Origin of the sequence: Rhizobium sp. SG2393, assembly GCF_042610495.1 — a bacterium.
In the GTDB taxonomy this organism is placed as follows: Bacteria; Pseudomonadota; Alphaproteobacteria; order Rhizobiales; family Rhizobiaceae; genus RU20A.
Genome location: NZ_JBHGAP010000001.1, coordinates 1,156,391 through 1,177,962 on the forward strand (window position 1 = coordinate 1,156,391; position 21,572 = coordinate 1,177,962).

Below are 21,572 nucleotides of genomic sequence, written 5' to 3' on the forward strand. Positions count from 1 at the left end.
TCATTCTCCTCCCAGAGCCTTGCGCACCTCTTCATGGTCGGAGAAGGGCAACGTCACGGAGCCGATGGTCTGGCCTTCCTCATGCCCCTTGCCGGCCACGATCAGCGTATCGCCGGGCCTCAGCATGGCGATCGCCGTGCGGATCGCCTCGGCGCGGTCGGCGATCTCGGTCGCGCCGGGCGCACCGGCCAGCACTTCGCTGCGGATCGTGGCGGGCACTTCCGAGCGCGGATTGTCGTCGGTGACGATCACGACATCCGCCAACTGGCTGGCGATCGTGCCCATGATCGGACGCTTGCCCTTGTCCCGGTCCCCGCCGCAGCCGAAGACGACGACGACACGGCCGGTCGTGAAGGGACGCACCGCCGTCAGAACGTTTTCAAGCGCATCCGGCTTGTGGGCATAATCGACGTAGACCGGCGCCCCGTCCTTCGTCTGGCCCACCAGTTCCAGACGGCCCGAAGCGCCCTTCAGCTTCTCGAGCGCGCGGAAGGCAGCCGCCGGCGAAACGCCGCAGGAAATCGCAAGACCCGCCGCGACCAGCGCATTGCCCACCTGGAAATCGCCGGCGAGCGGCACTTCGATCTCGAAGATCCCGCCGTCGCAATGCACTTCGGCAATCTGCTTGTGGCGGAAGTGCTCGACGCGCTTCAGGGCGATGAAATCACCCTTGCGGCCAACAGTGCGCACTTCCTGACCCGCGTTGCGGGCAATCGCAACCACCTTTTCCGACCAGACGTCATCCGCAAAGACCACGGCCGGCGAGCCCTTCGGCAGCACGCGCTCGAACAGCGCCATTTTCGCCTGGAAATAGTCCTCTACCGTCGGGTGGTAATCCATATGGTCCCGGCCGAGATTGGTGAAGCCGGCGGCCGACAGGCGTACACCGTCGAGGCGGTATTGGTCGAGGCCGTGGCTGGAGGCCTCCATCGCCGCATGGGTCACGCCCTCGTCGGCAAGCTCTGCCAGCAGCCGGTGCAGCGAGATCGGATCCGGCGTGGTCAGCGAACCATAATCGTTGCGGGTCGGCGAAACGACGCCCGTCGTACCGATCATCGCGGCGGCAAAGCCGGCAGACGCCCAGATCTGGCGGGTGAAGGAGGCAACGGATGTCTTTCCGGCCGTGCCTGTGACGGCGACCATGATCTCCGGCTGGCCGCCAAAGAAGCGGGCGGCAGCTTCTGCGAGGAACAGGCGCGGCTCGCCCACGGTCAGAACAGGAACGCTCGCAATGGCCCCTGCTCCCGGCGTGGAAACGATCGCGGCCGCCCCGCGCGCCAGCGCATCGGCGACAAACGAAGCGCCGTCGGCCTTGGAACCCGCAAGCGCGACGAAGATGTTGCCGGGCTGCACCTTGCGGCTGTCGGAAGCCAGCCCGCTCACATCGATGTCGCCCACGGGGCCGCTCAGCTGGCGTTCAAGGTCAGGAAAGCGACGACCCGCGAGATCTCTGATTTTCATCGACTGTATTTCATCCAATGGAACGATAGACGGGGCTCCGAATCGCCCCGATTTTCAATCGACACTCAATAAGACACAAGCAAGGCGGAGCCGTCGGGGCCGAATTTCGGTTTGACGCCAAGAAGGGCGGCCGAGCGGGCGATGATGTTGCCGACGATCGGAGCCGCGTTGGAGCCGGCCGTATGCCCGCCGCCCTCGCCCGTGCGGGGGTCGTCGATGAAGCTCAGCACCAGATATTTCGGGTCGTCGATCGGGAACGCCGAGAGGAAGGCGTTGAAGTTGTGGTCGTTGGAATAGCGGCCATTGATCACCTTGTCGGCCGTGCCCGTCTTGCCACCCACATTGAAGCCCTCGACCAGCGCCCGCTTGCCGGAACCGGCAACGGCGTTCCAGCGCAGCAGCGAGCGCACTTCGTCGCTCGTCTGCTGGCGCACCACGACCTGTGCGATGCTGTCGGCCTCTTCGCGGGTGCGTGGCAGGAAGGTCGGCTGAATGAGCTTGCCGCCATTGACGAGAGCAGCACCCGCAACGGCCGTCTGCAGCGGCGTCGTCGATACGCCATGGCCGAAGGAGATGGTGATCGAGTTGATCTTCTTCCATTCGCGCGGCTGCGTCGGCGTCTTCACTTCCGGCAGTTCGGTCTGCAGCTTCGTCAGCAGGCCCATGCGCGTCAGGAATTCCTTGTGCCCCTCGATGCCAACGATATCGGCCATCTTGGCGGTACCGATGTTGGAGGAATACTGGAAGATCTCGGGTACGGTCAGGACACGGTGTTTGCCGTGGAAATCCTTGATGGTGAAGCCGCCGATACGGATCGGGAAGCGCGCGTCGAAGCTGTCGGTCATCTTGACCTTGCCGGAGTCGAGTGCCATCGCCGTCGTGAAGGTCTTGAAGGTCGATCCCATCTCGAACGTGCCGTTCGACATTCGGTTCATCCAGCCTTCCTGCGCACCCTCGGCCGGACGGTTCGGGTCGTAGTCGGGCAGAGAGGCCATGGCGAGCACTTCGCCGGTATGCACGTCGAGCACCACGGCGCCGGCGGCAATGGCTTCATATTTCTTCACGGCTTCGGCCAGCACGTCGCGGACGATGTTCTGCACGCGCAGGTCGATGGAAAGGCGCACCGGTTCCAGCTTCGCATCGCTCGTCATGCCGATGGCAGCGAGATCGGCGAGCCCGATGCTGTCGATGTAGCGCTCCATGCCGGCAATGCCGCGGTTGTCGATATTGACATGGCCGAGGATATGCGAGGCGGTCGGGCCGCCGGGATAGAAGCGACGCTTTTCCGGACGGAAGCCGATGCCGGGGATGCCGAGCGCCAGAATATCGCTCTGCTGCTTCGGGGTCAGCTGACGGCGCAGCCACTGGAAGCGCGTGGGCGATTTCAGCTTCTGGTGCATCTCCTTCATGTTGAGATTGGGCAAGACGGTCGCGAGCTTTTCGACCGCTTCGTCCACATCGACGATCTTGTGCGGCTCGGCGTAGAGCGAGACGGTGCGGATGTCGGTGGCGAGGATTTCACCATTGCGGTCGAGAATGTCGGGGCGCGACGCCATCAGATGGTCGGCGGGGCCGATGCTCGAAACCGTCTCGGGCTGCTCCATCGCATATTGCACTAGGCGCCCGCCGATGATGCCATAGGCCACCACGAAGCCGGCGATCAGGATGGCGACGCGGCTTTTCGCCTGGCTGCCGTTGCGCTTGCGGGCGCCCTCGAAGGCGACGGCACCGAACCGGGCCGGACCCGAAGAGAAATGCGCCCGGCTTTTCACGACCATGATACGAGACAGAAAAGACATCAGCGGTCCACCGATCCGGTTGTCATGTCATCGGCCGCATCGTCTGCGGCAACGATATCTTCGATCGTCTTCTCGGCAGCCTTGGCGGCGACCTTGGTCTTGTCCTTGGCACCCGCCTTGCCCTTCTCGGCAATCTCTTCCGGCGGCGGCAGATCCTTGCGCAACATCGGCAGCTCGTTTTCACGCGCCAGCTGCGTGGAGGCGGTCGGCAGAAGCTGCAGATCCTTGTCGAAGGCCTTGGCGAGCGCCTCGAGCCTGCTCGGCTGGGTCAGGAGCGCCCAGTCGGCGCGCAGGAGGTCGATCGTGTCTTCCTCCAGCTTGATCGCGGCATCGAGGCGACGGACTTCCGTCTCCATGTTCTCGGCACGATGCTTGATCGTGTAGGTGACCGTCGCGGTCGCCGTCATGACGAGGATGAGAATGATGTCGAATGTCTTGAGCACGGGTCTCAGCCTCCGAACTTTTCAAGGCTAGCAAGGTCGGGAAGGTCGAAGATCGAAAAGTCCGCGCGCTCCGCCGGAGCCGTCGTGCGGATGCCGGCGCGCAGCTTTGCCGAGCGCGCCCGCGGGTTTTCGGCCGCTTCCGCCTCGCTCGCGCCCACCATGCCGCGGCCCTGCGGCTCGAAGGTCGCGGCGCGCACGGCCACCATGGGCATGTGGCGCGAGCCGGACGCTTTGCCGGCGCGGTCCTGGAAGAAGCGCTTGACGATGCGGTCTTCAAGCGAATGGAAAGTGACCACCGTCAGGATGCCGCCGGGCTTCAGAACGCGCTCGGCGGCAAAGAGCGCCTGCGCCAGTTCGCCAAGCTCGTCATTGACGAAGACGCGCAGCGCCTGGAAGACGCGCGTCGCCGGATGGATCTTGTCGGTCGCCTTGCGCGGCGTGACGATCTCGATCAGCCCGGCAAGGTCGCGGGTCGTGACGAAGGGATCGCTCTCACGACGCTTTTCAATGGCGCGCGCAATGCGGCCGGCCTGCTTTTCCTCGCCAAGGAAGGAGAAGATGCGGATGAGATCGCCGACCTTGGCGCGATTGACGACATCGGCCGCCGAAACGCCATCGGCCGCCATGCGCATGTCGAGAGGACCGTTCTTCTGGAAGGAAAAGCCGCGCTCGGCCTCGTCGATCTGCATGGAGGAGACGCCGATGTCGAGCACGACGCCGTCGAGCCCCTCTTCAGGGGCGAAACGGGCGAGATCGGAAAACTGGGCGTGATGCAGGGAAAGCTTGCCGCCGGCCTCTCCCACGACGGCCTGACCGGCCGCAATCGCCGTCGGATCGCGGTCGAGCGCAATCACGTCGGCACCGCGCGAAACCAGCGCCATGCTGTAACCACCGGCGCCGAATGTGCCGTCGAGAATGATCTTGCCATCGGAAGGCTTCAGGCTGTCGAGCACTTCCTGGAGAAGAACCGGGATGTGGGGGACCGGTCCGCCACCGGCTTCAGTTGACCCTCCGCCGTGATCCGCCATCATCCCGTTTCTCCATTCTACCGGGCGCCGAGACCCCGCTGCCTCTGCGCCTCCCTGGCAGCCCTCTGCACCTCGTGAAAAGCAGACGGCTCCCAAAGCTGAAAGTGATCGGCCCGACCGACGAAGGTCACTTCCGCCGTGATCCCGGTGAAGGAGCGGATGAAATCCGTAACCATCAGCCGGCCCTCGGTATCGGGCTTCATGAAGACCCCGCCCCCGTGGACCAGGAGCGACATCTCGTTGGCAAGGGGCGAAAAAGGGTCTTCCGCCGCGATCTGCCGTTCGAAACGGTCGAGCACGTCCTGCCCGCCGACACTGATCGCCGGGAAGACGAAATCCTGGAAGCAGTAGAGCTCCCCTATGCCGCGCTGAGCAATGACGGTGCGAAAGGCCGAGGGGATTGAAACCCTGCCCTTGGCATCGATCTTGTTCGTCGCGTGCGAAAGGAAGCGGCCCATAACGCTCGACATCCGTTTCCCGACCGGTTGCAGGCTCCATCCCGGACGGGAACGCAGGATGCCCGAAGGCACACGCACGCTCCCCGCCACGGTGAACACCGTGCCGTTTCCCATGCCTGAACGAGGCGGAAACTTGGTGGGGAGAGGGCTCTAATAGCCCGTGTGCAGTGCAATTTTGGGATAGCATGGGACCATATGGGCGTCAATGGGAAATGCTCTGCACCGAGGCTCGGTTTCAGCCTTCGTTTATGACCTGTTAAGTTTAACAAATCGTTACGATGGCGGATTCAACGTATTGGAATCACAGGTGAACAAGCAGCTGTTTGCAAAACACGCCGTCATGGGCCGGACAATAAAAGACCAGTAAAATCAACCAGGCCGGAAGCCCGCAAATATCCCTGAAATTGGCGAGGAAATGCCACGCGCGGCGGGGCTGCAACCGCCGTGCGCGCCATGGTGGAGAGTGGGGGAAAATTGCCAGTCGGCCTGTAAGCCGGGTTCTGTATGGCCCCGCCCCGAGGAGCGGAACGTGGCAGCCATTCATCTGGGACGGCAGTTGCCTGCCGCCTCGCGCAACCCACCCGGACGACGGTCCCGGAAACAGGCTGGCAGGCTTGCGCCTGCCGTGTCGTCCCTATTCGGTCTTGCTCCCGGTGGGGTTTGCCATGCCGACCCTGTTGCCAGCGTCGCGGTGGGCTCTTACCCCACCCTTTCACCCTTACCCCGCCACCTCGGCGGCCGCATCAATGGACCCAAGGGTCCGGCGGCCGTCGAGAAGGCGGGGCGGTTTGCTTTCTGTTGCACTTTCCCTAAGGTCGCCCTCGCCGGACGTTATCCGGCACCGTGTTTCCGTGGAGCCCGGACTTTCCTCACCCCGCGGCCTTTCGACCACATGCGGAGCGCGGCTGCCCGGCCGACTGGCAGGGGGTCAATAGACGACCGCGCCCCGGAAGGGAAGCCGGAAACGTCAGGCGGACGCCGTCTCCTCGGCAAAGACGGGAACGAAGGCGTTCAGCGCCCGCTCCTCGGTCATCCCGTCGATCATCAGGGCGGCGAGCCGTCCGATTTCGTCGGCGCTCTTGGCCGCCGCCCCGCAGCCGGCCGTCACGACGGCAAGACGTCCCTCCTCCACCCAGCCGATATAGGGATTGCCGTGCCGGCTGAAGGTCGTGACGCAAGGGGCCGAATGGGTCGATGCCGGCGTGAAGCCGGGCATGACATCGCCGAGATGGCGCGACAGATGCGCGGCCGTGCCGGCACGGCCCTCCCCGCGGAACCAGGTCTTCACCGCATCCTCGTCCGTCAGATCCACATCATCGGGATCGCCGCCGATCTTGATGTAATGCCGCCCGTCCGGATAGCGCACCGGCGGCAGCATGTAATAGCTGTCGGCCTGCTCCGGCGCCCAGCGGATCAGCGAGGGCATGCCGGCGAAGCGGGCGAGATCCTCGTCGGAAACCTCCGCGAAATGCACCGTGCGGGCCTTCACCGTCAGATCGAGCGGCCGCGACAGCAGGCGCCGCGAGAGGCTGAACCCGCCTGCCGCAACCAGCACCCGGCCGCAGGACAATCGGCGGCCCGAGCGCGTCTCCACCACCTGCCCCACACCATCGTCCCTGACGGAAACGGCCTCCTCGGCAATCAGCGCTGCCCCGGCCATCTCCGCCAGCAGCACTTCGGCGGCGACAAAGGCACGCGGATCGATGACGCCGGCGCCCTCCGGTTCGTAGACCCCCGACAGTCCCTCTTGAAAAGAGAAATAGCCAAAGCGTGCCGCCATGGCCTGCCGGTCGAAGAGCGGCGCATGCACATGCAGCGCGTCGCGAGCCTGCAGCACCTGGTCGAGACTGTCGTCGGCGCCGCCCGGCGTCTCGCCGACGATCAGGCATCCGACCTCGCTGTAGAAGCGGATGCCGCTCCGGGCCTCGATGTCGCCGTAACGCTCGATCGAGCGGCGTGCGAGGAAGGCCCAGAGCCCACTGGTATCGATGGTACGGGTGATGCGGCCGCTGTCGTAGTGGCTGGCGAAGACACCGTCATGGTGCTTCCGGTCGGCGGGTTCTCCGGGGCCGACAAGCGCCACCGAATGTCCGCCTTCGGCAAGGTATCGGGCTGCCGCAGCACCCATCATCCCCTTGCCGATCACCACCACATCAAACGTCTCAGTCATTCCAACCTCGCTGGCGGCGACGGAGCCGTCGCCACCCTCCTTGCAAACCCGCGTCCGGTGACGAGCCGGACGCACGCGATCAGTCGATGATCGCCTGCACCTTGCCGCAGTAGCGCTTGGACGTGGGATTCATGCGCGTTGCACCGTGGCCGGCATTGTAGCGCAGGATCGTCCCGCAGGTCACCCCTCCGGAGAGTTCGTGCGCCATGGCGAGGTATTTCATGCCGAAGCGGATGTTGGTCTCGGGGTCGTAGAGGCCCTTCGCGCTGCCGGAATAGCCGAGCATGCGGGCCGTGGCGGGCTTGATCTGCATGAGGCCGATTTCGCCGGCGCGTCCACGCGCCTTGGGATTGAAGTTGCTCTCGACCTTGATGACGGCGTGGGCGAGTTCGATGGGGACGCCGTACTGGCGGGCATAGTTTGCGATGATCGGCGTGTAGGCCGTCTTCAGCGTGGGATCGACCATCGGGAAGCCGGCGTCGCGGGTGTCGAAGTCGAGGGTTGAAGATCCGAGCGTCTTGCCGTCGGCGCCGGCCTTGCTTCCGGCGGATGAGGAGGTCTGGGTTCGGGTGACCGGACGGTCGTCGCCGTTTGCGGCGTAAAGGGGTCCCGTCCCGGCCACGAGCATGCCAAGGCATGCCGCAACCACGGTTGCAGCAGATCGCTTCATTTCGTTTGACTACTCCGTCATCGGAGCGCCGTGCGTTTCGGACGCATGAGGGACGCTCCAACCTATTGATCTTAGCATCCCGCCGGCGCGAAACGGCCGGCTGGCGATGCAGCGCTTGTCCTATTCGAACGTCGCCTTGCCCCCCGGATTGAATGGGCGTCAGCTCCTGTCCGCGGGGATTGCCGACCGGTCGAAACCGGCGCGGCACATCCCCGTGCCTGGCAGCGGGCCAGCACCTGCTGAACCAACCGCCGCCGGCCGGGAAATGACGGGAGCAATTTGGTCATCCTGTGGCAGCGCAACAAAACCGCAGCCGCAGCGTGCGGCGCAGCAGGGTGAAAACGGACCGGAAGTTGCCCTCAGCCACCAAGTCGCGGCAGGCTGGTCAGGAGCCTGTGCAGCGTGTCGATGGTCGATGCATCGGCTACGCCATCGACCTTCTGGGGCCGAAAATGCCGCTGGAACGCGGCCACGACGCCTTCGGTCCGCAGATCGAATTCGCCTGTAATGTCAACGGCGTAACCGTAATAGGCCAGCATCGACTGCAAGGCTTCCACCGGCTGGCCGCTATCGCCGCGCTGGAAGAAGCGACCGCCGGCGAGCGGCGCCGGCTCAACCCAGTGCCCGACACCCTCGGCATGGAGACGATGCCAGGGGAAATTTTCTCCCGGATCGACCTTGCGAATGGGGGCCACATCGCTGTGCGCCAGCACCCGCTCGGGCGCGATCTGCCACCGCGCGCCGCAGTCCCGACACAATTCGATGACCGCCGCAATCTGCTCGTCCGGAAAAGGTGGAAGCCCGCCGGGGTGGCCGGCATTGGCGATCTCGATGCCGATCGAGGCCGAGTTGATGTCGATCTCGCCCATCCAGGCGCTCTTGCCGGCATGCCATGCGCGACGGGCCTCCGGGACGAGCTGCACGATCCGCCCGTCCTCATAGACCATATAATGGCTGGAAACTTCGCTTTCCGGCCGGCACAGCCAGTCGAGTGCACCCTCGGCGGTCGGCATGCCGGTATAATGGAGGATGATCATGTCGGGCGACCGCCCCTCGCGCCGCCCCCCATGGTTGGGCGACGGCACGACGTCGGCGCCCGGAAAATCAGCATTGAACAAGCTCATGCCGCCTTGCGCTCGCGGGCAATCGCCTCGTAGGCGGCATTCAGCGCCGCCATGCGGTCGCTTGCGACCCGATGCAGGGAAACGGGAACGCCCCGCGCGGCCAGCCTGTCCGGGTGGTTTTCCGATGCGAGCGCCCTGTAGCGCTTCCGGATCTCCGCGAAATCGTCCTTGCGGGACACGCCCAGCACCTCGTAGGGGTCGGACTCGCCGATATCGACATGGCGGGCCATGATGCCGCGAAAGCGCTGCTCGCTCATGCCAAAGATGTCGGCGACGCGCGTCAGAAAGGCGAGTTCCTTCTCGTGCAGCGCCCCATCGGCCTTGGCGATGTGGAAGAGGCCATCGATGATATCTTCCAGCATCGAGCAGTCGCCATTGCACGAGACGCAAAGACCGGACAGCTTTTCCGCATAGGCCTCGTAGCCCGCCACGTCCTGACGCGCGAGGTTGTAGAGCCGCGCCACGTTATGGGCCTGGTCGTCGGGATATTTGAAGATGTCACGGAAGGCCTGCACTTCGGCCTCGCTGACGGCGCCGTCGGCCTTGGCCATCTTGGCAGAAAGCGCGATCATCGACACCGAAAACGCCACCTGCCGCCGCGTCTCCGGATCGCCCTCGAGCAGCGTGCGCACCGCCTCCACCACGGCGGCAAGTGCATTGCCGGTGGAGCTGACGATCGAAACAAGACGTTCCCAGATAGACATCCGCGATATTCCCCTGAATCGGGCGGCCGGAGCAAAGAGGCGGCAGCATGGCCCGGATGGATCCTCCGGACAACCCCGCCAGCCGCGACCGCTCGCCGCTGAGCCGACACTGTAGCAAATTCTTGATGGCCCTCAATAGATGGTACGAAAATATTCTGGTCCCATCTCAGACGCGCCCTGACCTTCCTTACGAACAGAGACGCCCTCTGGTTCCATCCTGCGTCCGCGTCTTTTTCGCGAGAGGGACGATCTGCGATCCTCTTGTGCACAGCCACGAAAATCAATCACAGCCAAACCGATTTAGCCCGCCGGGGCGTCATTCCGCTGCCATTCGAATTGCGCTAGACAGGGCCCGCATCGCAGTGAACCGTCCAAGGGAGAACCCATGCCGAAGCAGAAAGTGGCCATGCTCACCGCCGGGGGCCTCGCGCCCTGCCTCTCGTCCGCGGTGGGCGGACTGATCGAACGCTATTCGGACATCGCACCCGATATCGAGCTCGTCGCCTATCGCTCCGGCTATCAGGGCCTGCTTCTCGGTGACCAGATCGAGATCACGCCGTCCATGCGCGAGAAGGCGCATTTGCTGCACCGCCATGGCGGATCGCCGATCGGCAACAGCCGCGTCAAGCTGACGAATGCCGCCGACTGCGCCAAGCGCGGCCTCGTCAAGGACGGCGAGAACCCGCTGCGGGTTGCCGCCGAGCGCCTCGCCAAGGATGGCATCACCATTCTCCACACCATCGGTGGCGACGATACCAACACGACGGCCGCCGACCTCGCCGCCTATCTCGGCGCCAACGGCTACGACCTGACGGTGGTCGGCCTGCCCAAGACCGTCGACAACGACGTCGTGCCGATCCGCCAGACGCTTGGCGCCTGGACGGCGGCCGAACACGGCGCCCGCTTCTTCGACCATGTTTCCAACGAGCAGAGCGCCGCGCCGCGCACACTCGTCGTTCACGAGGTCATGGGCCGTCACTGCGGCTGGCTGACGGCCGCCACCGCGCGCGCCTACCAGACGCTGTCGGCCTCCCACGCCTATGTCGACGGCTTCATGATGAACCGCGAGCTGAAGAGCATCGACGGTCTCTACCTGCCGGAGACGGCGTTTGACCTGCAGGCCGAAGCCGAGCGCCTGCGGGGCGTCATGGACAAGACCGGCTTCGTCACGCTCTTCGTCTCGGAAGGCGCCTGCCTCGACGCCATCGTGGCCGAGCGCGAAGCTGCCGGCGAGACGGTGAAGCGCGATGCCTTCGGCCACGTGAAAATCGACAGTATCAATGTCGGCAACTGGTTCACCAAGCAGTTCGCCGCCCTTCTGGGCGCGGAGCGCTCCATGGTGCAGAAGTCCGGCTATTATGCCCGCTCCGCCCCGGCCAATGTCGACGACCTGCGCCTCATCCAGAGCATGGTCGATCTTGCCGTCGATGGCGCGCTCGACAAGATCTCCGGCGTCACCGGCCATGACGAAGACCAGAACGGCAAGCTGCGCATCATCGAGTTCCCCCGCATCCGCGGCGGCAAGCACTTCGATACCTCCGCCGCCTGGTTCGGCGAGGTCATGGACAAGATCGGCCAGCCCTGGAAGGCCGCGCACTAGGCCCCCTCTCCATCCCTAACCGCTCCGCGCCGCGCCTGATCTCCTGGCGCGGCGCTTTCGTTTCAGGCTGGACAGACGGCAATGGCGATGGCTTGCTCCCCTCTCACCCTTGGGAGATCAGCCGATGGACATGGCCATTACCTTTCCGATGTCGCTCGAACACTGGGCGGCCTTCGCAGCCGCCTCCGCCGTCATGCTGGCGATCCCGGGTCCGACCATTCTGCTCGTCATCTCCTATGCGCTCGGTCACGGACGCCGGACAGCCGGCGCCACGGTTGCCGGTGTCGCGCTGGGCGACTTCACGGCCATGACGGCGTCGATGCTCGGCCTCGGGGCCCTGCTTGCGACATCGGCGGCGATCTTCACGGTCTTGAAGTGGGTTGGCGCGGCCTATCTCGTACGGCTCGGCATCAAGCTCTGGCGCGCGCCGGTGGGTGAAGACGCCATCACTTCTCGCGATGCCGAGAAGGGGCGGCCGCTTGGCATTTTCCTGCACGCCTACGTGGTAACGGCGCTGAACCCGAAGAGCATCATCTTCTTCGTGGCCTTCCTGCCGCAGTTTCTCGATACCAGCAGGCCGGTTCTGGGCCAGATGGTTGTTTTTGAAATCACTTTCCTTGTTCTCGCAACCCTCAACGCCACGCTCTATGCCCTCATGGCATCGGCCGCGCGCAGCACAATCCGCAAGCCCTCGGTACAACGTGCGGTGAACCGCACGGGCGGCTCCCTTCTGATCGCGGCAGGTGTTCTGACGGCCGGCCTGAAGCGCGCATCGGCGAGCTGAACGGGGGGCCGGGTTGCGGTTCACGAAAGCTTGCGTTAATGAATTCGCGAACCATGGCGGGTGGCGCCGCTGAATCGCCGGACTTCAAACGACGTCCGGCCCGACAGCTTGAAGGCTTTCAACATGGCGAATGACACCCGCTTCCCGCTGAAAACAGCGCTCGCAGCGGCCACGGCATCGGTCTGCGTCGTCCTGACGGGATGCTCGACGGCGAACCAGAAGCCCAAGAACACGCTCTCCTCGATCAACACGATCAAGCCCGCCGGCGCCACGCAGCCCGCCGTCCAGACGGCAGGTGCGTTGCCCGCAACGACACAGCAGGTGGCCTATGCCGCGCCCGCCGCTACGACGGCGACAATCGGCACGCCAGTCACAGGAACGGCACCCGCCGCAGCAGCATCCGCGACCGCCCCGGGCGTCACAACCGGCGCCACGGCACCGGTGACAGCAGCGGCGCTTGCGGCCCAGACGGCAGCTCCGGTGCAGGTCGCCACCATCATCGACGGCACGCCCGTGCCCGGCACTGATCCGCGCAAGGCAACCATGCAGGCAGCAACCATCGCGCCGCAGGCCCTGCAGAACGAGTCGAAGGTGACGAGCCCGGCGATCGCCGCGGCCAACATGGCCGTCTCCGGCCAGCGTCCGGCACCGGCCGTGACCGCCGTAGCCAGCGAGCTTGCAGCAACCGCCCCGGCGGTCGGCAAGGAAGCCGTTCGCGGCGAGCGCGTCGCCGCTCTCCCGGTTGCGGCCAGCTACAGCTTTGGCTCCGTCATGGAATCGACCTTCGACACAGGCGAGCCTGTCGGCCTCGAGACGCTGGTCAGTTCGCAGATGATCGTGCCCATGGCGCGCCCCGACTACCGCTCTCGCAAGCCGCAGTCTGCCCTCACCTTCTCCGCCGATGGCGCACCGACCAGCACGCGCCCGGAACTCGACAAGCTTATCGCCTTCTATGCCAAGTTGAACGAACTGCCGCTGGAACTCGTCCACCGCGTCGTCAAGCGCGAGTCGACCTACAATCCCCGCGCCTATGCGCATGGCAATTACGGCCTCATGCAGATCCGCTACAACACCGCCCGCAGCCTCGGTTACGACGGCCCGCCGGAAGGCCTGTTCGATGCGGAAACCAACCTGAAATATGCGACGAAGTATCTGCGCGGCGCCTTCATCGTGGCCGATAACAGCCACGACAATGCCGTCAAGCTCTACGCCCGCGGCTACTATTTCGACGCCAAGCGCAAGGGCCTGCTCGACCAGCTAGACATGCGCTGAGCACAAACTGACATTTATCCTGCAAGAAGCCCGGCCGCCTGCGCGCCGGGCTTTTCGTTTGCGCCGCATGTCGTGATGTACCGCTGGCTCAGGGGCCGGCGGTCACGGCCGTATCTGCCGGTGCGAGCGCGGCAACGATCCGGGCGTTCATTTCCCGCACCTCGTAACCGGCCGAAGATGGCGTGAGCCCAAGGCGCACCACCGCCAGATCGAGCGTCGGCGATATCATGATCGACTGGCCGTCATGGCCCCGCATCCAGAAGGTTTCGGGCGGCAGGGCGGGCTTGCCTGCGGGCGGCGTCGGCGTTTCGGTCCAGACCTGCCCCTGCCCGTAGCGACCGCCGGAGACATCCGTGGGCTTGCGCATGAAGGCGACGAAACCTTCCGGCAGCAGCGCCCTGCCCTGCCACGTGCCATCTCTCAGCAAAAAGAGAGCAAAGCGTGCCCAGTCGCGCGCCGTTGCATACATGTAGGAGGATCCGACGAAGGTGCCGCGTGCGTCGGGCTCAAGCACAGCACTCGTCATTCCCAGTGGTCGGAAGAGCGCCCGGCGGGGATAGGCGAGCGCCTCGTCCTCACTGCCGAAACTGTCCATCCAAAGACGCGAAATCAACGTCGTCGTTCCCGAAGAATAGGAAAATTGCGTGCCCGGCGGATGCACCAGCGGCTTGGCTGCCGTATAGGCCGCCATGTCGCTTTCGAGGTAGAGCATGCGCGTCACATCTGCGACCGTCCCGTAGTCCTCGTTGAAATCAAGGCCGCTCTGCATCGCCATCAGGTCGCCGAGCGTGATCGCCGCGCGACCATCGCCCGCCCAGGCCGGCAACAGCTTGTTGGCGGCAAGCGACATGGCACCATCGGCAATGCGCCGTCCCACCAGCGCCGCCGTCACGGTCTTCGTCATCGACCAGCCGAGAAGCGGCGTTTCGCGCGTGAAACCCTTGCCATAGGTTTCCGCGATGATGCGGCCATCCTTGACGACGATGATCGCCCTCATGCCGGGGCCCTGCAGCTCCGGCTTGACGATGATGTCCTGAATGGCAGCATTGCCATCCGTCGTCGTCCCCTCCGGCCAGGGCTTGTCGGCCGGCGGGCGCAAACCGCTGAAATAGTTGGGACTGTAGCGCGGCGCGACCGCAACCGTCCCGTCGGGAAGCGACGTGCAGCCAAGCCCCTCGCGATAGACCGCCTCGGCCGGTGCGGCAAAGCCGAAAATATGCGCCGTCACGCTGCGCTGCTCGCGATCGACGGAAACGGACACGAAGCGCAGCAGCGGATGGCCGGGCGCCTGGACGTCCTCGGCGAGAACCTGATCCGGGTCACGCCCCGCGATGAAGACGTTCGAGCAGACGATCTTCGCCGCATAGCCATCACCGATGCGCAGAAGTTCCGGCGGTGCGATATAAAGCCATGCGGGCACGCCCACAGCCACGGTGGCGACCAGAATGCCCACGACGGCGAGCGCCTTGCGGATCACCTGTTTTCTCCTCGCATCGCCTGATCTGTCCGCAACGCCGGAAAGCAGCAGTGACCGGTCCATGACATCTGCCGCTGCCACATCCGGCAGTCGCATTCCATGGTGAGGATGTGCGGCAGCTACACGGCGGTTGCAAGCCCCGGCAGCAGAAATGCCATGCTTTTGATGGGGACGATGGCCGTGGTGAGGACCGGGCGCCGGCTCAGGCCGCCGACACCCGCGAGGCACCCGCCTCGAAGGCGAGGATCAAGGCGCCCACATCGCCAGCCGGCACGGGCGGCGAAATGAGGAACCCTTGGGCTTCCCCGACACCCATGGCACGGACAAGCTCCATCTGCCCCTCGGTCTCCACGCCCTCGATGATGGTGGAAACCGCAAAGGCAGCACCGGCCTTCAGGATGAGGTCGATCAGTTCCCCATCACGCTGGCTGCGCAGCATGGCGTCGGTAAAGGACCGGTCGATCTTCAACTGGTCGAGCGGAAACGCGCCGAGATTGCTGACCGCCGTGAAGCCGACGCCGAAATCGTCGAGCGCCAGCCTTACGCCAAGACGGCGGAGCGCCTGGAAGACTGCGGTGACACGATGCGGCTCGAGCGAGAAGACGGCTTCCGTCACCTCGATCGTCAGCCGTTCGGCCGCAAGCCCGGTCTCGGCGAGGCAGTTGGTCACGAGCATCACGAAATCCGGATCGCGGATCTGTTCCTTCGAGACATTGACGGAGACACCGACACAGCTCGGCCATCCCATGGCCTCGCGACAGGCCGTGGCAAGAACCCAGCGCCCGAGCGGCTGGATGGCGCCGCTATGCTCGGCGGCGGCAATGAACGCCTCCGGCAGCACGACCCCGCGCTCGGGATGGCGCCACCGCACCAGCGCCTCCATGCAGCGGATGCTGCGGCTCTTGATGCCGATGATCGGCTGGTATTCGAGAAAGAACTCGCCCGCGGCGATCCCGCGCGCCACGTCCCGCGTCGTCACCTGCCGACGATTTTCGGGCGATGCCAGATGCGGCTCGTGGAAGGCGACGCTGTTGCCCATCATCTCCTTGGAGCGGTCGAGCGCAAGCTCCGCACGCGCCAGGATGTCGTCGAGCGACCGGTCCGCCGGCTGAAGGAAGGTCACGCCGATGCTGCCCCCGGTCCAGAACTGGCCGCCGCTGAGCTCGAACGGCTCGCGCAGAACGCCGCCTAGGAGACGCGCCACATCCTCCAGCTTGCCACGCGACGGCGTGCCGGGAACGATGACCACGAATTCGTCGCCACCGGGTCGGTAGAGCGATGCATGCGCGCCAAGCGCATGACGAAGGCGCTGGGACAGGATGAGAAGGATCTGGTCTCCGGCGTCACGTCCCATCGTCTCGTTGACGAAATGGAACCGGTCGAGGTCGAGCAGAATGATGCCATGCCCCTTGCCGACCGCAGGATCGCCCTGAAGGATGATGTCGATCGACCGCTCGAGCGCCGCCCGGTTCGGCAGCCCCGTCAGGGCGTCCGTAAAGGCATCGCCGTTCAGCTCCGCCTGAAGAAGAAGGTGTTTTTCGCGGGTTTCGGCAATCTGCCGTCTGAGCCGGCCGAGCCGGTAGCCCGACGCCGCGCTGACGGCTGGCAGAAAGGCAACGCTGGTGTCGAAGGCCAGCGCCAGCGCACCATCGGCCGCCACCGGCCACAGGCCGGCACCGAGGCAGAACACGGGAACTGTCAGTCCCGCCATTGCGCCCCGCACGGCCCATCGCCATTCCTGACGGCTTGAAAGCCATTTTACTGGCATGTCGACTCCGAGACACGTGACCACCGGCAAGCCGCTCATCATGGCGGCCAGAATGACGTGGACCTTAGCGCCCCATAACTTACCAATGCCTTTAAGAGGACGCGCAAATGCCACCGAGCGCGCGTTTTCCCACGCCTTCCGTCATGAAAGTGTAGCGGGCCGGCGCTATCACCCGCAGACCAAAACAGGGGACGATGGCCCGATGACCGAATTCGCGACAGACATTGGCTATGGCAAGCCGAACGAAAAGCTCAAGGACGCCCTTCTGCAGCACGCGCCGCTCAGCAAGGCCGGTCTTTCCGAGCGCCTCTTCGGACTTCTGTTCTCAGGCCTCGTCTATCCGCAGATCTGGGAAGATCCGATCGTCGACATGGAAGCCATGCAGCTTGCCTCCGGTGGCCATCGCATCGTCACCATCGGTTCCGGCGGCTGCAACATGCTCACCTATCTCTCCGCCCGACCGGACCGGATCGATGTCGTTGATCTCAATCCGCATCACATCGCGCTGAACCGGCTGAAGCTGGCCGCCATGCGCCACCTGCCCTCCCATGCGGATGCCGTGCGCTTCCTCTCGCGGGCCGGCCTCAAGAGCAACGTCCAGGCTTTCGACCTCTTCCTCGCACCGAAGCTCGACCAGGCGACGCGCGACTACTGGACCGGCCGCCGCCTGAACGGCAAGCGCCGCATCGCCACCTTTGCCGGGAACATCTACCGCACCGGCCTGCTTGGCCGCTTCATCTGGGTCAGCCACCTGATTGCCCGCCTGCACGGCGTCAACCCGGCGGACTTCGTCGAGGCGCGCTCGCTGCGCGAACAGCGCCAGTTCTTCGACCGGCAGCTTGCGCCGCTCTTCGACACGCGCTCCATCCGCTGGCTGACGGCCCGAAAGAGCTCGCTCTTCGGCCTCGGCATTCCCCCGCAGCAGTATGATGCACTGGCGGGCTCGGGCGAAAACCTTGCCGAGGTGCTGCGCCAGCGCCTGGAAAAGCTGACCTGCCACTTCCCGCTGCGGGACAACTATTTCGCCTGGCAGGCCTTCGCCCGCCGCTATCCGCAGCCGCACGAGGGCAACCTGCCCGCCTATCTCATGCCGGAAAACTATGAGGCCGTGCGCAATGGCGCCGACCGCGTGCGCGTTCACCATGCCAGCTTCACCGAGCTTCTGGCAGGAAAAAGCGCCGAGACCGTCGATCGCTTCGTGCTGCTCGATGCCCAGGACTGGATGAACGACCGCCAGCTGAACGACCTCTGGGCCGAAATGACCCGCACCGCCACGCCCGGCGCCATCGCCATCTTCCGCACCGCCGCCGAAGACAGCATCATCGAAGGGCGCCTCTCGCCGGCGATCGCTGAGCAGTGGACCTATGACCGGGAGCATTCGCTGGAGCTCGGCGCCAGGGACCGGTCCGCGATTTACGGCGGCTTCCACATCTATCGGAGGAAGGGATGAGTCTCGAAACGCTCGCCGATGTCGGCCATGCCGGCCGCATGGACCGCATGTACCGCTACCAGCGGCACATCTACGATCTCACCCGCAAATACTACCTCTTCGGCCGCGACACGATGATCGACGGCCTGGACGCCGGCTACGGCACCCGCGTGCTCGAAGTCGGCTGCGGCACCGGCCGCAACATGGCCCGCATCGCCAGCCTCTATCCGCATGCCGCGCTCTACGGCCTCGACATTTCCGCGGAGATGCTGACATCCGCCCGCGCCACCCTGCGCAAGGCCGGCCGCAACGATGCGGTGCTGACGGTCGCGGATGCCACCGACTTCACACCGCGCGCCTTCGGCACGAATGGTTTCGACCGCATCGTCATTTCCTATGCGCTCTCGATGATCCCCGACTGGGAAGCGGCCCTCGACGCGTCGATTGCGGCACTCGCGCCCGGCGGCTCGATCCATATTGCCGACTTCGGCCAGCAGGAGGGCCTGCCCTCGCTGGCGCGCCGGTTGCTGACCGGCTGGCTCACCCGCTTCCACGTCACCCCGCGGGCCACCCTGTTCGAAGCCCTGAAGGACCGTGCCCGCGCCAACGGTGCCCGTCTGGACTTCCGCACGCTGGGTGGCGGATATGCCTGGCTCGCCGTGTACCGCGCCGCCTGACGCACCGGGTCAACCGCGCCGTCGGCCCGCCTCATCATGCGGCACTCTCTCGGCCGTCAGCGGATCGCTGCCTGCCCCCCCTTGAGCTAACCGATTATTTACGCTGTTATGGTTAATGGGGGTAGGCCTCAGGGGGATTCTTCAGGGTCCGAACCCTGCTCGGCTGCTGCGGGGAGGATCGTGACATGGAAACCGGCTTGTGAGGAAGACACCGTCGTCCGTTCAGTTTAGCGGGTATTCCATGCGCAGGCTTTCGCTCGCCCTTCTCCCGGTTCTCGGCCTCCTGCTCGGAGCCTGCAGCTCCACCGATTACGACCTCATGTCGACGGCCTCCATCCCGCCGAAATTCGCCGATCGCGATCCGCAGGATTTCGGAACGATGAACCCGCATCGCCACGAGATCCACGGCATCGACGTCTCCAAGTGGAATGGCGACATCGACTGGCCGACCGTCAAGCGCTCCGGCGTCTCCTTCGCCTTCATCAAGGCGACCGAGGGCAAGGACCGCGTGGACAGCAAGTTTGGCGATCACTGGCAGGCCGCACGCGCCGCCGGCGTACCCTACGCGCCCTATCACTTCTACTATTTCTGCTCGACCGCCGACGAGCAGGCCGACTGGTTCATTGCCAATGTGCCAAAGGCCGCCGTCTTCCTGCCGCCGGTCTTGGATGCGGAATGGAACGGTGAGTCGAAGACCTGCACCTACCGTCCATCCCCGCTGACCGTGCAGACGGAGCTGAAGCGCTTCATGGACCGGCTGGAGGCCTATTACGGCAAGCGGCCGATCATCTACACCTCCGTCGATTTCCACCGCGACAATCTCGTCGACCAGTTCAAGGACCACCATTTCTGGGTTCGCTCCGTCGCCAAGCACCCGTCGGTCACCTATGTCGATCGCCGCTGGGCCTTCTGGCAGTATACGAGCACCGGCGAGATCCCAGGAATTTCCGGTACGACGGACATCAACGTCTTTGCCGGCTCCAAGGCCAACTGGCGCAAATGGGTCGCCGAGGTCAGCAAGCCGAAGTGATTGCAGCGCTTATCACCGCGCGTTTGCCCCCAATCATGCCGCTTTTCTTCTTTCGGTCATAATGCTCTGAAACAGCACTGTGATACGTTTCGGACCCGCGCATGCCGCGCCCTGTCGCCCTGCGACGGGAAGGTCCGCCCGTTTGCCACGCCGCTGCGCCCGCGCGCGGCCCTGTTTGTGCCGGCTGGCCGCAAGGCCGCCACCCATTCGAGAGGAAGATCGATGTCATCCCGCCTGCCCCGCCTCGCCGCCTGCCTGACCCTCGGGCTCGCTGCCGCCCTGTCCGCCCACGCACAGGATGCGAGCGCCCCTCAGGCCGCGCCCGCGACCTCTGCGGCGCCGGTCGCCTGCGGCGGCGATCTCGCGACCTTCCTGGCGGGCGTGAAGGCTGAAGCCATTGCCGCCGGCGTGCCGGCAGAGGCCGCCGATCGTGCGCTGGCCGGCGCCCGGATCGACGAGAAGGTGCTGGCCCGCGACCGGGCCCAGGGCGTCTTCCGCCAGACCTTCCTCGAATTTTCCAAGCGCGTCGTCAGCCAGGCCCGCCTCGACATCGGCCGGCAGAAAATGAAGGAATATGCCGAGGTCTTCGCCCGCGCCGAGCAGGAATTCGGCGTGCCTGCTCCCGTCATCACCGCCTTCTGGGCGCTGGAAACCGATTTCGGCGCCGTACAGGGCGATTTCAACACCCGAAACGCGCTCGTCACGCTCGCGCATGACTGCCGCCGCCCGGAACTCTTCCGCCCGCAGCTGATCGCCGCCATCGAGATGGTCCAGCATGGCGACCTCGACCCTCAGACCGGCACGGGCGCCTGGGCCGGCGAAATCGGCCAGGTGCAGATGCTGCCGCGCGACATTATCCGCTTCGGCACGGATGGCGACGGCGATGGCCACGTGACGCTGAAGACCAGCGCGCCGGACGTGATCATGACCGCCGCCAAGTTCATCCAGAGCCTCGGCTTCACCCGCGGTCAGCCGTGGATCCAGGAAGTCACGATCTCCGACCGCATTCCCTTCGAAAAGACCGGCCTGCAGCCCGGCATGACGGCCGGCGACTGGTTTGCAGCCGGCGTGGAGCCGCGCGACGGCAACAAGAGCTTCGCCTCGCTTCCCGCCTCGCTGACCCTGCCGCAGGGCCGCAAGGGCCCGGCCTTCATCACCTATCCCAATTTCAACATCTATCTCGAGTGGAACAAGTCCTTCATCTACACGACCTCGGCCGCCTATTTCGCCACGCGCCTTGCCGGCGGCCCGGTCTATCAGGCTGGCAATCCCGATCCGGGTCTTGATGTCGACAGCATGAAGGTTCTGCAGCAGAAGCTGGCCGACCGAGGCTACAATGTCGGCGAGATCGACGGCATTCTCGGCTCCGGCACCCGCGCTGCCATTCAGGTGGAACAGCAGCGTCTCGGCGTGCCGGCCGATGGCTGGCCGAATGCGGCGCTCCTGAACAGCCTCTGATGGATAGACTCCGCTGATGCCGACGGCCCGCCGCTTCACAAGGACGGCGCGGGCCGCCGGCCGCCCGCGCGGCAGCAAGAGAGGCGACTTGACCGCCGCCGCCCCATCACGCCGGCGGCGCGCCTTCATCCTCTTCACAGCAGAAAGTCTGGCCGCACCATTTCCGGGTGGCGCCGTTCACGGCGAACCGATAACCCGGTCATGGCGCGGCCGCCCGGCC

Annotated in this window: 18 protein-coding genes and 1 other RNA gene; 7 read left to right on the plus strand and 12 right to left on the minus strand. The window is 65.1% G+C overall.

The window, feature by feature from the left end:
• The 10 genes from ACED18_RS05510 to ACED18_RS05555 all read right to left on the minus strand — a co-directional run bounded on the left by ACED18_RS05510 (position 1) and on the right by ACED18_RS05555 (position 9,857).
• Positions 1-1,461, minus strand: a complete 1,461-nt coding sequence (locus ACED18_RS05510; protein WP_377289766.1) for a UDP-N-acetylmuramoyl-L-alanyl-D-glutamate--2,6-diaminopimelate ligase — start codon at positions 1,459-1,461, stop codon at positions 1-3.
• 65 nt (positions 1,462-1,526) lie between these two features.
• Positions 1,527-3,260 carry a peptidoglycan D,D-transpeptidase FtsI family protein gene (locus ACED18_RS05515; protein ID WP_377289768.1) on the minus strand — a complete coding sequence of 578 codons (1,734 nt, stop codon included), beginning with the start codon at positions 3,258-3,260 and terminating at the stop codon, positions 1,527-1,529.
• Positions 3,260-3,703 (minus strand): hypothetical protein, encoded by a 444-nt coding sequence (locus tag ACED18_RS05520; RefSeq protein ID WP_377289770.1) that lies wholly within the window; start codon positions 3,701-3,703, stop codon positions 3,260-3,262. Before ACED18_RS05520 ends, ACED18_RS05515 begins: the two co-directional genes overlap by 1 nt.
• Positions 3,704-3,708: 5 nt before the next feature.
• A complete protein-coding gene (rsmH, locus tag ACED18_RS05525) occupies positions 3,709-4,734 on the minus strand; it encodes a 16S rRNA (cytosine(1402)-N(4))-methyltransferase RsmH (RefSeq protein ID WP_377289772.1) in 1,026 nt (341 codons plus the stop codon).
• Between the two features lie 14 nt (positions 4,735-4,748).
• A complete protein-coding gene (gene mraZ / locus ACED18_RS05530) occupies positions 4,749-5,189 on the minus strand; it encodes a division/cell wall cluster transcriptional repressor MraZ (RefSeq protein WP_377291055.1) in 441 nt (146 codons plus the stop codon).
• A 473-nt stretch (positions 5,190-5,662) separates the two neighbouring features.
• Positions 5,663-6,110, minus strand: an RNA gene (rnpB, locus tag ACED18_RS05535) — RNase P RNA component class A.
• 46 nt (positions 6,111-6,156) lie between these two features.
• Complete coding sequence (locus tag ACED18_RS05540; RefSeq protein WP_377289774.1) at positions 6,157-7,359, minus strand: NAD(P)/FAD-dependent oxidoreductase; 1,203 nt, start codon at positions 7,357-7,359, stop codon at positions 6,157-6,159.
• Positions 7,360-7,438: 79 nt separating this feature from the next.
• Complete coding sequence (locus ACED18_RS05545) at positions 7,439-8,029, minus strand: lytic transglycosylase domain-containing protein (protein ID WP_377289776.1); 591 nt, start codon at positions 8,027-8,029, stop codon at positions 7,439-7,441.
• Positions 8,030-8,388: 359 nt separating this feature from the next.
• Positions 8,389-9,153: an N-acetylmuramoyl-L-alanine amidase gene (locus ACED18_RS05550; protein ID WP_377289778.1), complete on the minus strand. Its 765-nt coding sequence runs from the start codon at positions 9,151-9,153 to the stop codon at positions 8,389-8,391.
• The gene (locus tag ACED18_RS05555) at positions 9,150-9,857 is read right to left on the minus strand and encodes a TerB family tellurite resistance protein (RefSeq protein ID WP_377289780.1); all 708 of its coding nucleotides are present in this window, start codon (positions 9,855-9,857) and stop codon (positions 9,150-9,152) included. Before ACED18_RS05555 ends, ACED18_RS05550 begins: the two co-directional genes overlap by 4 nt.
• A gap of 385 nt (positions 9,858-10,242) precedes the next feature.
• Here ACED18_RS05555 and ACED18_RS05560 point away from each other — a divergent pair, with 385 nt between their 5' ends.
• The 3 genes from ACED18_RS05560 (at position 10,243) to ACED18_RS05570 (ending at position 13,513) form a co-directional block, all read left to right on the plus strand.
• Entirely contained in the window at positions 10,243-11,457 is a 1,215-nt protein-coding gene (locus tag ACED18_RS05560) for a pyrophosphate--fructose-6-phosphate 1-phosphotransferase (protein ID WP_377289782.1), read from the plus strand.
• Positions 11,458-11,605: 148 nt separating this feature from the next.
• Entirely contained in the window at positions 11,606-12,241 is a 636-nt protein-coding gene (locus tag ACED18_RS05565) for a LysE family translocator (RefSeq protein ID WP_377291057.1), read from the plus strand.
• Positions 12,242-12,364: 123 nt separating this feature from the next.
• On the plus strand, positions 12,365-13,513 hold the full coding sequence (locus ACED18_RS05570) for a transglycosylase SLT domain-containing protein (protein WP_377289784.1): 1,149 nt from the start codon (positions 12,365-12,367) through the stop codon (positions 13,511-13,513).
• A gap of 88 nt (positions 13,514-13,601) precedes the next feature.
• On the opposite strand, the gene ACED18_RS05575 is transcribed toward ACED18_RS05570, so the two are convergent.
• The gene (locus tag ACED18_RS05575) at positions 13,602-14,987 is read right to left on the minus strand and encodes a serine hydrolase domain-containing protein (RefSeq protein ID WP_377291059.1); all 1,386 of its coding nucleotides are present in this window, start codon (positions 14,985-14,987) and stop codon (positions 13,602-13,604) included.
• A 205-nt stretch (positions 14,988-15,192) separates the two neighbouring features.
• A complete protein-coding gene (locus tag ACED18_RS05580) occupies positions 15,193-16,701 on the minus strand; it encodes a putative bifunctional diguanylate cyclase/phosphodiesterase (protein ID WP_377289786.1) in 1,509 nt (502 codons plus the stop codon).
• Between the two features lie 259 nt (positions 16,702-16,960).
• On the opposite strand from ACED18_RS05580, the gene ACED18_RS05585 reads away from it, so the two are divergent.
• The 4 genes from ACED18_RS05585 (at position 16,961) to ACED18_RS05600 (ending at position 21,352) form a co-directional block, all read left to right on the plus strand.
• The gene (locus ACED18_RS05585; protein WP_377289788.1) at positions 16,961-18,208 is read left to right on the plus strand and encodes a DUF3419 family protein; all 1,248 of its coding nucleotides are present in this window, start codon (positions 16,961-16,963) and stop codon (positions 18,206-18,208) included.
• On the plus strand, positions 18,205-18,864 hold the full coding sequence (locus tag ACED18_RS05590) for a class I SAM-dependent methyltransferase (protein ID WP_377289790.1): 660 nt from the start codon (positions 18,205-18,207) through the stop codon (positions 18,862-18,864). The genes ACED18_RS05585 and ACED18_RS05590 overlap by 4 nt, the downstream gene beginning before the upstream one ends.
• Before the next feature lie 241 nt (positions 18,865-19,105).
• Complete coding sequence (locus ACED18_RS05595; RefSeq protein WP_377289792.1) at positions 19,106-19,894, plus strand: GH25 family lysozyme; 789 nt, start codon at positions 19,106-19,108, stop codon at positions 19,892-19,894.
• 222 nt (positions 19,895-20,116) lie between these two features.
• The gene (locus ACED18_RS05600; RefSeq protein WP_377289794.1) at positions 20,117-21,352 is read left to right on the plus strand and encodes a lytic murein transglycosylase; all 1,236 of its coding nucleotides are present in this window, start codon (positions 20,117-20,119) and stop codon (positions 21,350-21,352) included.
• The last annotated feature ends 220 nt before the right edge of the window (positions 21,353-21,572 follow it).

What these genes read in the sequence shown, in the direction of transcription:
- ACED18_RS05560 (WP_377289782.1), top strand. Translation starts at nt 10,243, where the DNA reads ATGCCGAAGCAGAAAGTGGCCATGCTCACCGCCGGGGGCCTCGCGCCC.
- ACED18_RS05515 (WP_377289768.1), bottom strand. Translation starts at nt 3,260, where the DNA reads ATGTCTTTTCTGTCTCGTATCATGGTCGTGAAAAGCCGGGCGCATTTC.
- ACED18_RS05600 (WP_377289794.1), top strand. Translation starts at nt 20,117, where the DNA reads ATGTCATCCCGCCTGCCCCGCCTCGCCGCCTGCCTGACCCTCGGGCTC.
- ACED18_RS05550 (WP_377289778.1), bottom strand. Translation starts at nt 9,153, where the DNA reads ATGAGCTTGTTCAATGCTGATTTTCCGGGCGCCGACGTCGTGCCGTCG.
- ACED18_RS05510 (WP_377289766.1), bottom strand. Translation starts at nt 1,461, where the DNA reads ATGAAAATCAGAGATCTCGCGGGTCGTCGCTTTCCTGACCTTGAACGC.
- ACED18_RS05540 (WP_377289774.1), bottom strand. Translation starts at nt 7,359, where the DNA reads ATGACTGAGACGTTTGATGTGGTGGTGATCGGCAAGGGGATGATGGGT.
- ACED18_RS05585 (WP_377289788.1), top strand. Translation starts at nt 16,961, where the DNA reads ATGACCGAATTCGCGACAGACATTGGCTATGGCAAGCCGAACGAAAAG.
- rsmH (WP_377289772.1), bottom strand. Translation starts at nt 4,734, where the DNA reads ATGATGGCGGATCACGGCGGAGGGTCAACTGAAGCCGGTGGCGGACCG.
- ACED18_RS05555 (WP_377289780.1), bottom strand. Translation starts at nt 9,857, where the DNA reads ATGTCTATCTGGGAACGTCTTGTTTCGATCGTCAGCTCCACCGGCAAT.
- ACED18_RS05580 (WP_377289786.1), bottom strand. Translation starts at nt 16,701, where the DNA reads ATGGCGGGACTGACAGTTCCCGTGTTCTGCCTCGGTGCCGGCCTGTGG.
- ACED18_RS05565 (WP_377291057.1), top strand. Translation starts at nt 11,606, where the DNA reads ATGTCGCTCGAACACTGGGCGGCCTTCGCAGCCGCCTCCGCCGTCATG.
- ACED18_RS05595 (WP_377289792.1), top strand. Translation starts at nt 19,106, where the DNA reads ATGCGCAGGCTTTCGCTCGCCCTTCTCCCGGTTCTCGGCCTCCTGCTC.
- ACED18_RS05545 (WP_377289776.1), bottom strand. Translation starts at nt 8,029, where the DNA reads ATGAAGCGATCTGCTGCAACCGTGGTTGCGGCATGCCTTGGCATGCTC.
- ACED18_RS05590 (WP_377289790.1), top strand. Translation starts at nt 18,205, where the DNA reads ATGAGTCTCGAAACGCTCGCCGATGTCGGCCATGCCGGCCGCATGGAC.
- ACED18_RS05570 (WP_377289784.1), top strand. Translation starts at nt 12,365, where the DNA reads ATGGCGAATGACACCCGCTTCCCGCTGAAAACAGCGCTCGCAGCGGCC.
- mraZ (WP_377291055.1), bottom strand. Translation starts at nt 5,189, where the DNA reads ATGGGCCGCTTCCTTTCGCACGCGACGAACAAGATCGATGCCAAGGGC.